Consider the following 14,683-nt stretch of genomic DNA (forward strand, 5'->3'; position numbering starts at 1 on the left):
GGTGCAGCAGGGCCCGGCATCCGGGCCCTGTTCATTTGTGGAACGCTTTCGGAGAACGCAGTGAGTCGTCGTCGAGTTGTAATCACCGGCCTTGGGCTCGTGACCCCCTTGGGCAATGATGTGCATTCCAGCTGGAACGCAGCGCTGGCGGGCACGCCTGGGATCACCCGAATCACCAAGTTCGATCCGGCCAACTTCTCCGCCCAGATTGCGGGCGAAGTGAAGGGTTTCGACATCGGCGCCTACCTGCCGCCAAAGGAAGCCCGTCACATGGACACCTTCATCCATTACGGGCTTGCCGCGGGCATGCAGGCCTGGCGCGACTGCGGCCTGGAAGCCACCGACGAAAACCGCGAGCGTATCGGGGTGGCCATCGGCTCGGGCATCGGCGGCCTGCCGATGATCGAGGCCAATCACTCGGACTACCTGGAGCGTGGGGCGCGCCGCATTTCGCCGTTCTTCGTACCCGGTTCGATCATCAACATGATCTCGGGCCACTTGTCGATGCACTTCGGGCTGATGGGCCCAAACGTGGCCATCGTCACCGCTTGCACAACGGGGCTGCACTGCATCGGCGACGCCGCGCGCATGATCCAGTACGGCGATGCGGACGTGATGGTCGCAGGCGGCGCGGAAGCGACCGTCTCGCCTCTGGGCATCGGCGGTTTTGCGTCGATGCGGGCCTTGTCCACTCGCAACGATGACCCTGCAACCGCCAGCCGCCCTTGGGACAAGGACCGCGACGGCTTCGTCATGGGCGAGGGCGCTGGTGTCGTCGTGCTTGAGGAGTACGAGCACGCCAAGCGCCGCGGCGCAAAGATTTACGCAGAGCTTGCCGGCTATGGCATGAGCGCGGATGCAGGGCATTTCACCGCGCCTCGTGAAGACGGCGCCGGTGTGGCACGCTGTACGACCAACGCCATTCGTGACGCAGGCCTGAATCCGGCGGATATCGACTACGTGAACGCGCACGGCACCTCCACGCCCCTGGGCGACGTGGCCGAGACGGTGGCACTCAAGCGCGCCTTCGGAGATCACGCATCGAAGCTCGCGATCAGCTCGACAAAGTCCATGACCGGCCACCTTCTGGGCGGTGCTGGCGGGATCGAGTCCGTATTCACCGTGCTTTCCGTACACCATCAGGCCGTGCCGCCGACGATCAACCTGCACAACCCGGATCCGGCCTGCGATCTGGACTACGTGCCCAACACGGCCAGACAGATGCCCATTCGCGCCGCGATCAACAATAACTACGGTTTTGGCGGCACAAACGGCTCATTGGTGTTCGCCCGGGTCTGAACCGGAGAGCGGGGCACGTGTCCTTCTGTAGACTGTGCCCTTCTCCCGGGCGAACCCGCGCCTGAACTCCAAGACCAGAGCCGTTGAACCAAAAAGCGGACCCCCCAGCCTCCAACCCTGATCGCGACGCCGACGCGTTGCTGGTCGAGCGCGTCCAGCGGGGCGACAAGAAGGCCTTCGAGCTGCTCGTCATCAAGTACGAGCGGCGCATCCATCGCTTGCTGTCGCGAATGATTCGGGATCCCGCCGAGTTGGAAGACGTCGCGCAGGAGGCCTTCATCAAGGCTTACCGGGCGCTACCGCAGTTCCGCGGCGACAGCGCGTTCTACACCTGGCTGTACCGGATTGCCGTGAACACGGCCAAGAATGCCCTTATGGCATCTGGGCGTACTCAGGCGACCTCGCTGGATCAGGGTGACGGCGATGAAACTTTTGCCGAGCCTGAACATCTGAGGGACATCAATACACCGGAGTCAATGCTCGCCACCCGGCAGGTTGCCGAAACCGTCAACCGCGCCATGGCGGCACTCCCGGACGAACTGCGCACTGCCATCACGCTGCGCGAGATCGAAGGCATGAGTTACGAGGACATCGCCGAAGCGATGGGGTGTCCGATCGGTACGGTACGTTCGCGTATTTTCCGGGCGCGAGAAGCCATTGCGGCGGAACTGAGGCCGCTCTTGGGCACATCGGAAAACAAGAGGTGGTAGCAATATGAACCAAGCAGTTAACGCGGCGGGCGCCGCCGCGGGCCTTCACGTCGAGTACGCGGAACGGATCTCTGCAACGCTGGACGGCGAGGGGCGCCCCGACGATCTGGACGCTGTGCTCGCAGGTCTTCGAGCGCAGGGGCCCGATTCGCGCTGGAACGAATACCACCTCATCGGCGACTTGCTTCGTAGTGCCGAGCTTCAACCGGTTCGCACCGGGTTCTCTGCGTCGGTCATGGATCGGCTGGAGGCCGAGCCGACCGTGCTGGCACCGACTGCGCGCGGTGCACGGCGCGGAGTGTGGGTTCGTTGGGGCTTGCCCGGCGCGTCGGTGGCGGCGGCGGCCGCGCTGATCTGGGTGGCGGTGCCTCGCATTGCGGGCACCACAGGAGAGCCGGCTGTGGTCAATGCATCTGCTTCCGGTACCTCGGCACAGCCGCAGGCCGTGGTGGTGGCGCAGGACGTGCCGCTTGAGTCGGCGGGCGTCGATCGGTATCTGATCGCGCACCAGCAAGTCTCGCCGAGCGCCAATCGCCACGGCATCGCGCCGATGACCCGCGCTGTGTCCTACCCCGTCTCGCAACGCTGAATCCCTGTCTCTCCATGCACCCACCGATCGCGGTTCGGTCATCGGCCTACCTGCGCTTGCTCAACACGGCGCTTTGTCTCTCCATCGTTCTAGGGTTCGTTGCCCCGCAGAGCCGAGCTCAGCAAGGCGGTGCAGCTGCGGCTGACTCGCGCAGCGAGCTGGTCTGGCTGGCCAAGATCCAGCAAGCGGCGCTTCGGCAGAACTACGCCGGCCATTTTGTCTATCAGCAGGGCGCTTCGATGCAGTCCTCGCGGATTGCGCACATGGTCGAGGGTGGCAATGTCTTCGAGAAGCTCGAAGTCCTGGACGGCCAGCCACAGGAGGTCATCCGCAAGAACGATCAGGTCTATTGCTACATCCCCGGCGCACGCACCCTGCTGATTGAGCGGCGCCCGAACCCGGACCAGTTTCCGTCGCTCTTGCGCCGCCCAGCCTCGGAAGTGGCTGAGTTCTATGACATTCGCCTTGGTGGCAATGAGCGCGTGGCGGGGGTGGATTGCCAGGTGCTGACCCTCAAACCCAAGGATGCTTTCCGCTACGGCTATCGGCTGTGGGCGGATCGCGGCACGGGGTTGCTGCTCAAGGCGCAGACCCTGGACACGCAAGGCAACGTGATCGAGCAGATTGCGTTCACGCAGGTACGCATCGGCGGCAACATTGACCGCAAGCTGCTGCGCACGAGCGTCACCTCGACTGAAGGCTGGCGGATCGAGCGTGCAGACCTCGGGCGCGCAGACCCCGCGCTGGCCCAGTGGCAGGTCAAGAACGTCCCGCCCGGCTTTACGCGTACCCATGAGATCGTCCGCAGCGTCGGTGGTCGTCAGCAGGTTGGGCAGATTGTCTATTCGGACGGATTGGCGGCAATTTCGATCTTCATCGAGCCCGCGGGCGCCGTGCCCAGCAGCCAGCGCGAGGGTTCGACAGTTCAGGGTGCCGTGAGCGTGGCCATGCGCAAGCTGGGCGAGCATTGGCTCACCGTGGTGGGCGAGGTGCCGATGCTGTCGGTTCGCCGCGTGATTGGCTCGATCGAACAAGCGGCATCCACCGCCGCGGTTGCACGCTGAGGGCGCGGTCGCGCCTTGTTTTTCTCTTTTCTCTCATCCGCCGTTGTCTGCACATGAAAACACAGCTCACCCGTCTGTTTGGCGCCGCACTGCTCGGCGCCGGTCTTCTGGCTGCAGGGCCTGCGCTCGCGCAAGGCGCTGCCGCGCCCGCTCGTACCGCGTTTGTGGACTTTGCCGATGTGGTCGAGCGCGCCGACCCCGCCGTGGTCAACATCCGCACGACCGAGCGCCCGCGTGGACCGCGCGGGCCCCAGGGTGCGCCGGGCGAACAGGATCCCTTCGAGCTGTTCCGGCGTTTCTTCGGCCCCGATGTGCCGAGCATGCCGCGGCCGCAGCCCAACCCGCGCGCCCCCCGCGGCGGCAATCAGGACGAGGTGCCCCGCGGCGTCGGTTCGGGCTTCTTCATCTCAGCCGACGGCTTCATCCTGACCAACCACCATGTGGTCAACGGTGCTGATGAGATCTATGTCACCCTGACCGACAAGCGCGAGCTCAAGGCCCGCATCATCGGCTCGGATGAGCGTACGGACGTCGCCCTAATCAAGGTCGAGGGCACGGGCTTCCCGCGTCTGCCGATCGGTGATCCGGGCAAGCTGCGCAAGGGCGAATGGGTGATGGCCATCGGCTCGCCCTTCGGCCTCGAAAACACGGTGACGGCCGGCGTGGTCAGCGCCAAGAGCCGCGACACCGGCGATTTCCTGCCCTTCATCCAGACGGATGTGGCGGTGAACCCTGGCAACTCCGGTGGTCCGCTGCTGAACACCCGCGGCGAGGTCGTCGGCATCAACTCGCAGATCTTTACGCGCAGCGGCGGCTATCAGGGTATTTCGTTCGCGATTCCGATCGACGAGGCGATTCGCGTGTCGGATCAGCTGCGTGCCAGTGGCCGCGTGTCGCGCGGCTATCTGGGTGTTCGGCTTGAAGAAGTGACCAAGGACGTGGCCGAAGGGCTGGGTCTGAGCAAGCCGCAGGGCGCGGTGGTCACCAACGTCGAGGCGAACACGCCCGCTGCAAAGGCCGGCCTGCAGGAGGGCGACATCGTGCTGCGCGTGGACGGCCGAGTGGTGGAGAACCGCGCCGAGCTGGTGCGTCAGATTGCGAATATCCGCCCCGGCACCAAGATCACGCTGCAGGTCTGGCGCGCGGGCAAGACGCGCGACGTGACCATCACCCTTGCTGAGCGCCCGGCCGAGCAGACGGCGCAGCGCGGCGGCGAAACCCCGCCCAAGGCACCGGATAACGCCAAGGCCAATGAGCTCGGCCTGATCACGGTGGATCTGAGCGAAGCGCGTCGCAAGGAGCTGCGCATCAAGGGCGGCGTGCAGGTGGTGTCGGTGGACGGTGCCGCTGAGCGCGCCGGACTGCGCGCCGGCGACGTGCTGCTGCAGTTCAATAACCAGGAAATCCTGTCTGCGGCGCAGTTCAACGCGCTGGTAGCCAAGGCGGACCTGCGCAAGACCATCGTGGTGCTCGTGAACCGCAATGGCGCGGTCAACTACGTGCCGATCCGACCCTCACGCTAGGAAAACAAGCCGTAGACTGAGGATTGGTGCGGCTTTACAGGCCAAAATGGCTGGAAAGCCGCTCCAGACAAGCGGAAAGCGTTGCTGGGAGTGGCTGCTTGGGCTTCGTTGCAGGGTTGAGCTGCCGCGAAATCCGCACACGTAGATCCAGCATTGGCGCGGCATTCGAGGGTAAATCAGCCGGAAACCCGCACCAGACAAGCGGTAAGCACCGTAACGGTCTTGGCGGGAATGCCTTGCAGCATCGCGAGGCGCTCTTCGCCCAGCGTTTCCTCCAGCGGTGTCCGCCGCGGCGTTCTGCAGCACACACGCCACCATGCGCCGCCATCCATGGCATTCGATGGTCTGTTGGTGCCTGCAGCCGGCCGCTTGGCTCGGGCCATTCGCCGCAGCGCCTGTGGCGCTTGCATACTGCGGCTCACGGCGTCTGCACTGCAGCCCGGGTAAACTTGAGAGCTTTGCAATCGTCAGCCTAGCGCCGAGGTCGGCGCGCGCTTTGAACGTTGCAGCCGCCGCTCGCGGCCAGAACACCTCCTCCCATGCAGCACATCCGCAACTTCTCGATCATTGCCCACATCGACCACGGCAAATCCACCTTGGCCGATCGCATCATCCAGCGCTGTGGTGGCCTGTCTGATCGCGAGATGGAAGCACAGGTGCTGGACTCCATGGATCTGGAGAAAGAGCGCGGCATCACCATCAAGGCCCAGACTGCGGCGCTGCACTACAAGGCGCGTGACGGCAAGGTCTACAACCTGAACCTGATCGACACCCCCGGCCACGTGGACTTCAGCTACGAAGTCAGTCGGTCGCTGTCGGCCTGCGAAGGTGCGCTGCTGGTGGTGGATGCGTCCCAGGGCGTGGAAGCGCAGACGGTGGCCAACTGCTACACCGCCATCGAGCTGGGCGTGGAAGTGGTGCCGGTCCTGAACAAGATGGACCTGCCCCAGGCCAACCCCGAAGGCGCGATCGCCGAGATTGAGGACGTGATCGGCATTCCGGCCGAAGATGCCGTGCCGGCGAGCGCCAAGACCGGCATGGGCATCGACGAGATCCTCGAGCGCATCATCGAGCGCGTGCCGACGCCCAAGGGCTCCCCGGACGAGCCGCTGCAGGCCCTGATCATCGACAGCTGGTTCGACAACTACGTCGGCGTAGTCATGCTCGTGCGCGTGGTCAACGGTACGCTCAAGCCCAAGGACAAGATTCTGCTCATGGCCACCGGCGCCACCTACCTGACAGAGCAGGTCGGCGTGTTCACGCCCAAGAGCTCCCAGCGAGAGAAGCTTGTGGCCGGCGAAGTGGGCTTTGTGATCGCGGGCATCAAGGAGCTCAAGGGCGCCAAGGTCGGTGACACCATCACGATCGCTGGCAAGGCTGCGCCCACGCCGCTGCCCGGCTTCAAGGAAATCAAGCCGCAGGTGTTTGCAGGCCTGTATCCGGTCGAGGCCAACCAGTACGACCAGCTGCGCGAGAGCTTGGAGAAGCTCAAGCTCAACGACGCGTCGCTGCAGTTCGAGCCGGAAGTCTCGCAAGCGCTGGGCTTTGGTTTTCGCTGCGGTTTCCTTGGCCTGCTGCACATGGAGATCGTGCAGGAGCGGCTGGAGCGCGAGTTCGACCAGGATCTGATTACCACCGCGCCGACCGTGATCTACGAGGTCGTGCAGCGCGACGGTACGGTCAGCATGGTGGAAAACCCCTCGAAGATGCCCGAGGTCTCGCGCATCGACGAGATCCGCGAGCCAATCGTGACCGTGACGATATTTGTGCCGCAGGACTATGTCGGCTCCGTGATCACGCTGTGCACGGAAAAGCGCGGCATCCAGCTCGACATGTCGTATCACGGTCGCCAGGTCGTGCTGAAGTACGACATGCCGATGGCCGAGATCGTGCTCGACTTCTTCGATCGTCTGAAGTCCACCTCGCGCGGCTACGCCTCCATGGACTACGAGTTCAAGGAATACCGCGCGAGCGACGTGGTGAAGGTGGATATCCTGATCAACGGTGACAAGGTGGACGCGCTTTCGATCATCGTCCACAAGAGTGCGGCGCGTTCGCGCGGCCGTGCAGTGGCCGAGAAGATGCGCGAGATCATTCCGCGCCAGATGTTTGACGTGGCCATCCAGGCCGCAATCGGCGCGGACATCATCGCCCGCGAAAACATCAAGGCCCTGCGCAAGAACGTGCTGGCCAAGTGTTACGGTGGCGACATCTCCCGCAAGCGCAAGCTGCTGGAAAAGCAGAAGGCCGGCAAGAAGCGCATGAAGCAGGTGGGCAACGTGGAAATTCCGCAGGAGGCCTTCCTGGCCATCCTGCAGGTGGGAGACAAGTAAGTGATTGATGAATTCGGGGCGAAGTTCTTCGCCATGGTGCTGCTCTTGTTGACGATCATCACCGGCATCCTGTTCGTGCTGGATCTGGTCGTCTTCCGCAAGCAGCGCCGTGCGCTGGCCGATGCCGCGGTCGCCCGTTTCGATTCGGGCGAGGCCTTGTCGATTCGCGCCGGGGAGGGCGATGATGCCGTCGCCCAGGCGCGCAAACGTGTGATCGATGGCCAGATGCGCCAGCCCTGGTGGCTGGAGTGGACGGCCGGCCTCTTCCCTGTGATCGCCGCCGTGTTCTTTCTGCGCAGCTTCATTGCAGAACCTTTCCGCATCCCGTCCGGCTCCATGATCCCCACGCTTCTGGTGGGAGATCTGATCCTCGTGAACAAGTACACCTACGGCATTCGGATGCCGGTGACCAACTCCAAGATCATCGCGACGGGCAGCCCGCAGCGTGGCGATGTGGTGGTGTTCCGCTATCCGCCCAATGAGCGCGCCGGCAAGCCGAGCGTGGACTACATCAAGCGGGTCATCGGCGTGCCAGGAGACGTCATCGAGTACGCGGACAAGCGTCTGGTCCTCAATGGCAAGGAGGTCCTGACGACCTCGACCGGTCCGTTTCTCGATCCCGAACGCGCTGTGTATCTCGAACGTTTCACCGAGCAGATCGGCGAGGTGTCGCACGCCATTCTGAAGGACTCAAGCCGTCCATCCAGCGTGATGCCGGTCGAAGGCTTTGACTACGCCGGAGCCTGCGACCTGCTGGCGAACGGCGTGAAGTGCACCGTTCCGGCGGGCAAGTACTTCGTGATGGGCGACAACCGGGACAACAGCATCGACTCCCGCTTCTGGGGATTTGTGGATGACCAACATGTTGTTGGAAAAGCATTTTTCGTGTGGATGAACTTCAGTAACATCAGCCGAATCGGTCGAATCCAGTAAGGGCGAGGGCACAAGTGATGTTTTCTAAGCAACGCGGTTTGAGCCTGCTGAGCGTCGTCTTCCTGCTGATCGTGGTCGGCGGTGGTTTGCTGCTCGGGATGAAGATCACGCCCACTGTCACCGAATACCTGGAAATCAAGAAGGCACTCAAGAAGGCAGCCGAAAAGGGCGACACGCCGGCCAGTGTTCGCGGTGCGTTCGACCTGATTGCCAGCGCGGGCTACATCACCAGCATCGGCGGCAAGGACATCGCCGTCACCAAGCGGGGCGACAAGGTGATTGCCTCTGTGGCCTACCAGAAGAAGATTGAACTGATCGCGCCGGTGAGCCTCGTCATCGACTACGAGGCCAGTTCCGAGTAATCCCATGGATCTGAAGGGCCTCGAAGAACGTCTAGGCCATCGGTTCAAGCAGCCGGCGCTTCTGCAGCAGGCGCTGACGCACCGGAGCTTTTCTGCCGTCCACAACGAGCGTCTCGAGTTCCTCGGCGACTCGGTGCTCAACCTCGCCGTCGCGCACTTGCTCTACGACAAGTACGCCAAGATCGACGAAGGTGATCTCTCGCGTCTGCGTGCCAATCTCGTCAAGCAACAGGCCCTGTTCGAGATTGCGCAGACCATCTCGGTCTCCCAGTATCTGAATCTCGGCGAAGGTGAGCTGAAGAGCGGCGGTTTCCGCCGCCCGTCGATTCTGGCGGACACGATGGAAGCCCTGTTTGGCGCCATCTTCCTGGACGCCGGCTTTGACGCTGCGGCCAAGGTCGTCCGCAAGCTCTATGAGGCGGTCCTCGCGCAGATCGATCCGAAGACCTTGGGCAAGGACGCCAAGACCCTGCTCCAGGAGTATTTGCAGGGTCGGAAGATCGCGCTTCCAACCTACAACGTGATCGCGACCCACGGGGCGGCGCACAATCAGGAATTCGAAGTCGAGTGCCTCGTCCCGAAGCTGGACGTGCGTGTGGTTGGCATGGGTGGCAGTCGCCGCGCCGCAGAGCAGGGTGCCGCCAAGCTTGCGCTGGAAGCGGTCGTGGCGCTTGCGCCGGCAGCAGCCAAGCGCGCGCGGAAGACGACGCGCCGTGACACACAGCTCAGCTTGCCTGTCGCTACCGTTCAAACGCCCCAGGCGGATCTGCTCACGCCGGCCGAGCCCGCAGTAGGCAAGACGGCGTGAGTACCGACGCATCCGCCGTCGCGTCGCACCGCGCCGGCCTGGTCGCGATTGTGGGCCGCCCCAATGTGGGCAAGTCCACCTTGCTCAATGCGCTGATCGGCGAGCGCCTGTCGATCACATCGCGGCGGCCCCAGACCACACGGCATCGCATCCTTGGCGTACTGAGCCGATCCGGTTATCAGATCGGCTTTGTGGATACGCCTGGTTTCCAGACCCGCCACGGCGGAGCCATGCCCAAGTTGATGAACCGTTCGGTGACGCAGGCAATCACCGGTGTGGAGGCGGCGCTGTTCGTCAGCGAGAGCGGAGAGCTGTCGCCGGCCGATCTCAAGGTTCTAGACATTCTTCCCAAGACGCTGCCGGTGCTTGCGGTCATCAACAAGATTGACTTGATGACCAGCAAGGACGAGCTGTTGCCCGTGATCGCCCGGTTCTCGTCGGTGCGCGAATTTGCCGCCATCGTGCCTGTTTCTGCAGAGAAGCGATTGGGTCTCGATGCGCTTGAGCAGGCAATTGCTGCGTTGCTGCCCGAATCGGAGCCGCTGTTTGAAGAAGACACGCTGACTGACCGGAGCGAACGATTTCTTGCGACCGAACGTGTGCGTGAAAAGGTCTTCCGGCTGACCGGAGACGAAGTGCCCTTCGGCACCACGGTCGTGATCGAGACCTGGGAGGACACGCCGCGTGGCAAGCGCATTGCTGCGGCCATCGTGGTCTCGCGTGAGAGCCACAAACCGATCATCATCGGCCACAAGGGTGAGCGCATCAAGCGCATTGGCCAGGAGGCGCGGCTGGATCTGGCCAAGTTGTTCGACTGCCCCGTGCATCTGGAGCTTTGGGTCAAGGTGCGCGAAGGCTGGGCCGAGTCCGAGGCGAGTCTGCGCTCGCTGGGTTTCGACTGACGGGCGCAGGCGCAATGGCGCAGCGCCCCGCGTCCGCGGCGAGCAAGACGCTGGCCTTCGTGCTGCACGTCTGGCCGTACTCGGAGAGCAGCCTGATCGCGGAGTTGCTGACGCGTGATCGAGGGCGAGTGGTCGCGCTGGCCAAGGGGGCGCGGCGCCCGAGGTCAGGCGTGCGGCCGCTTCTCCAGCCCTTCGCGCCGGTCATGTGCAAGCTCGCCGGGAAATCCGATGTACAGGTGTTGTCTGCGCTTGAATGGGCCGGCAGCTTCGGAGCGCTTGAGGGCGAACGTCTGATGAGCGGCATCTATCTGAATGAGCTCGTTCTTGGGCTTCTGCCACGACATGACCCCCACCCCGAGGTATTCGACCACTACACCCAGGCGCTCGCCGAGCTGGCGAGCACCCATGCAGCCGAAGGCAGCTTGCGGCGCTTCGAGTACCGGTTGATGCGCGATCTGGGCTACATGCCGATGCCGGATGTTGCGGCACTCGACCCGGCGGTCCCGGCGCTGCCTTGGCACCTCGATGCGCATGAGGGCTGGCAACCGGCGGGCGCACGGACAGGCGATCTGCAGACCGCAGACTTTCTGGCCCTTCTGGCAGATGACTTCGCTGACACTGCGCGGAATCGGCGACTGCAGAGTGTCCTGCGGCGCGTCATCGATCAGGCGCGCACGGGCTGTGGGGCACGTTCGCGGCTCGCATGGCAGGAGTTCAACCGGCTGCGCGGTCGGGCAACGCCGGTACAGCCACTGGAAGCGGGGGCCGCATGATCTTCGGCGTGGGCACCGACATCGTGGACATTCGGCGGATCGAGCAGACCCTCGCGCGGCAGCCTCGGTTTGCCTCACGCATCTTGGGGCAGCAGGAACTTGCCGTGTTCGAGCGTCGGCTCGCCGCACATCCTGCGCGCGGCGTGACCTACCTGGCCACGCGCTTTTCGTGCAAAGAGGCCTTCTCCAAGGCCTGTGGGCTGGGCATGCGCTCACCCATGACCTGGCAGGCGATCGAAGTGCTCAATCAGCCTGGTGGTCGTCCAACAATCGTCGCCCACGGAGCGATGCGAGAATGGCTGCTCTCCAGGAGCTTGATCGCACACGTCACGCTCAGCGACGAGCGAGACTATGCGGTCAGCTTCGTCGTGCTCGAAACCACTTCCAAGCCTTCGCCTGTCTGATTCTCATGAGCAACACACCGCTTCCTGGCCCCGTCATGGTCGATGTGGCCGGTCTGACCCTGACCGAGCACGAGAGCGAACGTCTGCGCCATCCGCTTACGGGTGCGGTCATTCTGTTTGCGCGGAACTTCGAGTCGCGTGCGCAGCTCAAGGCGCTCTGTGATGACATTCACGCGACACGTTCACCGCGTCTGCTGATTGCGGTGGATCACGAGGGCGGCCGTGTTCAACGCTTCAGAACCGACGGGTTCACACATCTGCCGACCATGCGTGCTTTGGGGGAGCTCTGGCAGCGCGACGCCATGAGTGCGACGCGCGCGGCGACCGCATGTGGCTACGTGCTTGCGGCTGAACTGCGCGCGTGCGGTGTCGACTTCAGCTTCACCCCCGTTCTCGATCTTGACTATGGGCGCAGCGCCGTCATCGGAACGCGTGCATTTCACTGGGATGCCCGGGTGACTGCCGTGCTCGCAAAGAGTCTGATTCATGGCCTGCTGCAAGCCGGCATGAAGAGCTGCGGCAAGCACTTTCCCGGACATGGCTATGTGGAGGCAGACAGCCACCACGAGATCCCGGTGGATGAACGCAGTCTGGATGAAGTGCTCGCTGGCGATGCCATGCCCTATGAATGGCTGGCGGAAACGCTCGCCAGTGTGATGCCGGCACATGTCATCTTCCCCAAGGTCGACCCGCAGCCTGCAGGCTTCAGCCGGTTCTGGCTCCAGGACGTGCTGCGAAAGCGCTTCCGGTTCGAGGGGGCGATCTTCAGTGATGATCTCGCCATGGAAGGCGCGACTGTGGCTGGCGACATCCACGCACGCGCGAGAGCGGCGCTCAACGCGGGCTGCGACATGATCCCGATTTGCAACCGGCCCGACCTGGCCGACGAGCTGCTCGCTGCCAACGCACTGCAGTTCGATCCAGTGCGCGCGCGGCGAATCCAGGCGCTCCACGCCGTAGGCGATCCCGCGGACTGGCAATCGCTCCAAGCGGACCCGCTGTACCGGGCGGCTCGTAGCGTGATCGAGCCACTGCTGGGTCAGTGATCCACGGGCAGGAACCGTTGGCGTGAGACAGCCCGAGTCCGACACCAACCGTGAGTCCACGCCGATCGACCCCGCGGGGCGCGAGGCAGAGTTGCGTGCATTCATCGCGAGTCTTCCCGGCTTGCCTGGTGTCTATCGGCACATCGGCGCGGACGACAAAGTGCTGTACGTGGGCAAGGCGCGCGATCTGAAGAAACGTGTCTCGAGCTACTTCCAGAAGACGCTCACGAGTCCGCGGATCGCTCAGATGGTGGCGCAGGTCCAACGGATCGAGGTGACCGTCACCCGCTCCGAGGCTGAGGCGCTGCTGCTTGAGAACAATCTCATCAAGACGCTTGCCCCGCGCTACAACATTCTGTTCAGAGACGACAAAAGCTACCCCTTTCTGAAGCTGACCGACCACGCTTTTCCGCGAGTGGCTTACTACCGCGGCGAGGCGACGGGCAAGGCGCAGTTCTTCGGGCCGTATCCCTCGGCGTGGGCCGTGAAGGAGAGCATTGGCCTGGTGCAGAAGGTGTTCCAGCTGCGCAGCTGTCAGGACTCCGTCTTTCGCAATCGATCGAGGCCGTGTTTGCTGCATCAGATCAATCGCTGCTCGGCGCCCTGCGTGGGCAAGATTGATGCGATTGAGTACTCGGCAGACGTGCATCGGACCGTGCAGTTTCTGCAGGGCAAGAGCGGTGAAGTACTCGCAGAACTTCAAGAGCGCATGCTTGCGCACGCCGAGCAATTGCAGTTCGAGCGCGCGGCACTGGTGCGTAACCAGATCTCTGCGCTGTCCAAGGTGCTGCATCAGCAAAGCGTGGACGCCTTGGGCGACGAGAACGTGGACATCGTTGCCGTCACCGTCGCGGGTGGCCGCGCGTGTGTGAACCTCGCGATGGTGCGAGGCGGCCGACACCTCGGTGATCGCCCGCTGTTTCCGAGCGTGAGCTTTGCCGAAGGCGAGCAGGAGCCTGCGCTCGAGGTGGCTGCCGCCTTCATCTCGCAGCATTACGCAGACGGCGCGATTCCGGATGTGATCGTCTGCAACGTGGCACTTGACGAGGAGTCGATCGCATTCCTGAATGCGCAGGCGGGGCGCAACATCCGGATCCTCAAGCAGCCGCAAGAGCAGAAGCGGATATGGCTGGAGCAGGGCGTTCGCAACGCAAGCCTGGCGCTGGCACGGTTGCTGGCCGAGCGCGGCACGGCGCAGCAGCGTACCCGCGAGCTCATCGACGTGCTTGGACTGAGTGTTGATGACACCGCGAAGCTGCGGATCGAGTGCTTCGACATCAGCCATACCGCTGGTGAAGCGACTCAGGCGTCATGTGTCGTTTATGCCCGAAACGAAATGCAGTCGAGCGAGTATCGGCGCTTCAACATCAGCGGCATCACGGGTGGAGATGACTACGCCGCGATGCTTCAGGCGCTCACGCGCCGCTACGGCAAGCTGGCCGAAAGCGAAGATGCCGTCTGGCCCGACGTGGTCCTGATTGATGGCGGTGCCGGGCAACTGGCGCAGGCCGTCAAGGTCTTTGAAGACCTGGGGGTGGATGATGTTCTGCTTGTGGGCGTTGCCAAGGGGGAGGGGCGTCGTGTCGGTCTTGAGACGCTGATCTTCGCGGATGGCCGGGCGCCTGCGGAGCTGGGTCGCGAGTCTGCAGCGCTGATGCTGGTGGCACAGATCCGCGACGAAGCGCACCGCTTCGCCATCACAGGCATGCGGGCGAAGCGGGCCAAAGTACGCAATACTTCGAAGCTTGAAGACATCGAGGGCGTCGGGCCGCGCAAGCGCCAGCGCCTGCTGGCCCGCTTCGGGGGCGTGCGGCAACTGCAGGCGGCTTCCATCGACGACATCGCCTCGGTCGAAGGCATCTCGCGCACACTAGCCGAGACCATCTACCGCACGCTGCATTCCTAGAACAACACAGACCCCACGCTCGCTGATCCGT

The 14,683-nt window shown here is 63.6% G+C and carries 15 protein-coding genes; 14 read left to right on the forward strand and 1 reads right to left on the reverse strand.

Annotation, left to right across the window (positions count from 1 at the left end; all coding sequences use genetic code 11):
* The first annotated feature begins 60 nt into the window (after positions 1-60).
* The 5 genes from fabF (at position 61) to ACMDW7_RS07840 (ending at position 5,185) form a co-directional block, all read left to right on the forward strand.
* Entirely contained in the window at positions 61-1,299 is a 1,239-nt protein-coding gene (gene fabF / locus ACMDW7_RS07820) for a beta-ketoacyl-ACP synthase II (RefSeq protein ID WP_377301764.1), read from the forward strand.
* An 83-nt stretch (positions 1,300-1,382) separates the two neighbouring features.
* A complete protein-coding gene (rpoE, locus tag ACMDW7_RS07825) occupies positions 1,383-2,009 on the forward strand; it encodes an RNA polymerase sigma factor RpoE (protein WP_054124193.1) in 627 nt (208 codons plus the stop codon).
* A 4-nt stretch (positions 2,010-2,013) separates the two neighbouring features.
* The gene (locus ACMDW7_RS07830; RefSeq protein ID WP_377301762.1) at positions 2,014-2,598 is read left to right on the forward strand and encodes a sigma-E factor negative regulatory protein; all 585 of its coding nucleotides are present in this window, start codon (positions 2,014-2,016) and stop codon (positions 2,596-2,598) included.
* A gap of 14 nt (positions 2,599-2,612) precedes the next feature.
* Positions 2,613-3,662 carry a MucB/RseB C-terminal domain-containing protein gene (locus tag ACMDW7_RS07835; protein ID WP_377301760.1) on the forward strand — a complete coding sequence of 350 codons (1,050 nt, stop codon included), beginning with the start codon at positions 2,613-2,615 and terminating at the stop codon, positions 3,660-3,662.
* 53 nt (positions 3,663-3,715) lie between these two features.
* Positions 3,716-5,185, forward strand: a complete 1,470-nt coding sequence (locus tag ACMDW7_RS07840; RefSeq protein WP_377301758.1) for a DegQ family serine endoprotease — start codon at positions 3,716-3,718, stop codon at positions 5,183-5,185.
* Between the two features lie 176 nt (positions 5,186-5,361).
* Here ACMDW7_RS07840 and ACMDW7_RS07845 read toward each other — a convergent pair whose 3' ends face one another.
* Positions 5,362-5,568 carry a hypothetical protein gene (locus ACMDW7_RS07845; protein WP_377301756.1) on the reverse strand — a complete coding sequence of 69 codons (207 nt, stop codon included), beginning with the start codon at positions 5,566-5,568 and terminating at the stop codon, positions 5,362-5,364.
* A 156-nt stretch (positions 5,569-5,724) separates the two neighbouring features.
* Here ACMDW7_RS07845 and lepA point away from each other — a divergent pair, with 156 nt between their 5' ends.
* From lepA to uvrC, 9 genes are all read left to right on the forward strand, one after another.
* Positions 5,725-7,518: a translation elongation factor 4 gene (gene lepA, locus ACMDW7_RS07850; RefSeq protein WP_377301754.1), complete on the forward strand. Its 1,794-nt coding sequence runs from the start codon at positions 5,725-5,727 to the stop codon at positions 7,516-7,518.
* Between the two features lie 33 nt (positions 7,519-7,551).
* On the forward strand, positions 7,552-8,451 hold the full coding sequence (gene lepB / locus ACMDW7_RS07855; RefSeq protein ID WP_377302559.1) for a signal peptidase I: 900 nt from the start codon (positions 7,552-7,554) through the stop codon (positions 8,449-8,451).
* 17 nt (positions 8,452-8,468) lie between these two features.
* Positions 8,469-8,813, forward strand: coding sequence for a DUF4845 domain-containing protein (locus ACMDW7_RS07860; protein ID WP_082374530.1), 345 nt, complete (start codon positions 8,469-8,471; stop codon positions 8,811-8,813).
* Positions 8,814-8,817: 4 nt separating this feature from the next.
* Positions 8,818-9,621: a ribonuclease III gene (gene rnc, locus ACMDW7_RS07865; RefSeq protein ID WP_377301752.1), complete on the forward strand. Its 804-nt coding sequence runs from the start codon at positions 8,818-8,820 to the stop codon at positions 9,619-9,621.
* Positions 9,618-10,523, forward strand: coding sequence for a GTPase Era (era, locus tag ACMDW7_RS07870; protein ID WP_377301750.1), 906 nt, complete (start codon positions 9,618-9,620; stop codon positions 10,521-10,523). The genes rnc and era overlap by 4 nt, the downstream gene beginning before the upstream one ends.
* A 14-nt stretch (positions 10,524-10,537) precedes the next feature.
* The gene (recO, locus tag ACMDW7_RS07875) at positions 10,538-11,296 is read left to right on the forward strand and encodes a DNA repair protein RecO (protein ID WP_377301748.1); all 759 of its coding nucleotides are present in this window, start codon (positions 10,538-10,540) and stop codon (positions 11,294-11,296) included.
* Positions 11,293-11,700 (forward strand): holo-ACP synthase, encoded by a 408-nt coding sequence (gene acpS, locus ACMDW7_RS07880; RefSeq protein WP_377301746.1) that lies wholly within the window; start codon positions 11,293-11,295, stop codon positions 11,698-11,700. The genes recO and acpS overlap by 4 nt, the downstream gene beginning before the upstream one ends.
* A 5-nt stretch (positions 11,701-11,705) precedes the next feature.
* A complete protein-coding gene (nagZ, locus tag ACMDW7_RS07885) occupies positions 11,706-12,746 on the forward strand; it encodes a beta-N-acetylhexosaminidase (protein WP_377301744.1) in 1,041 nt (346 codons plus the stop codon).
* A 64-nt stretch (positions 12,747-12,810) separates the two neighbouring features.
* Complete coding sequence (gene uvrC, locus ACMDW7_RS07890; RefSeq protein ID WP_377302557.1) at positions 12,811-14,652, forward strand: excinuclease ABC subunit UvrC; 1,842 nt, start codon at positions 12,811-12,813, stop codon at positions 14,650-14,652.
* The last annotated feature ends 31 nt before the right edge of the window (positions 14,653-14,683 follow it).

Origin of the sequence: Piscinibacterium candidicorallinum, from assembly GCF_047549485.1 — a bacterium.
GTDB lineage: Bacteria > Pseudomonadota > Gammaproteobacteria > Burkholderiales > Burkholderiaceae_C > Piscinibacterium > Piscinibacterium candidicorallinum.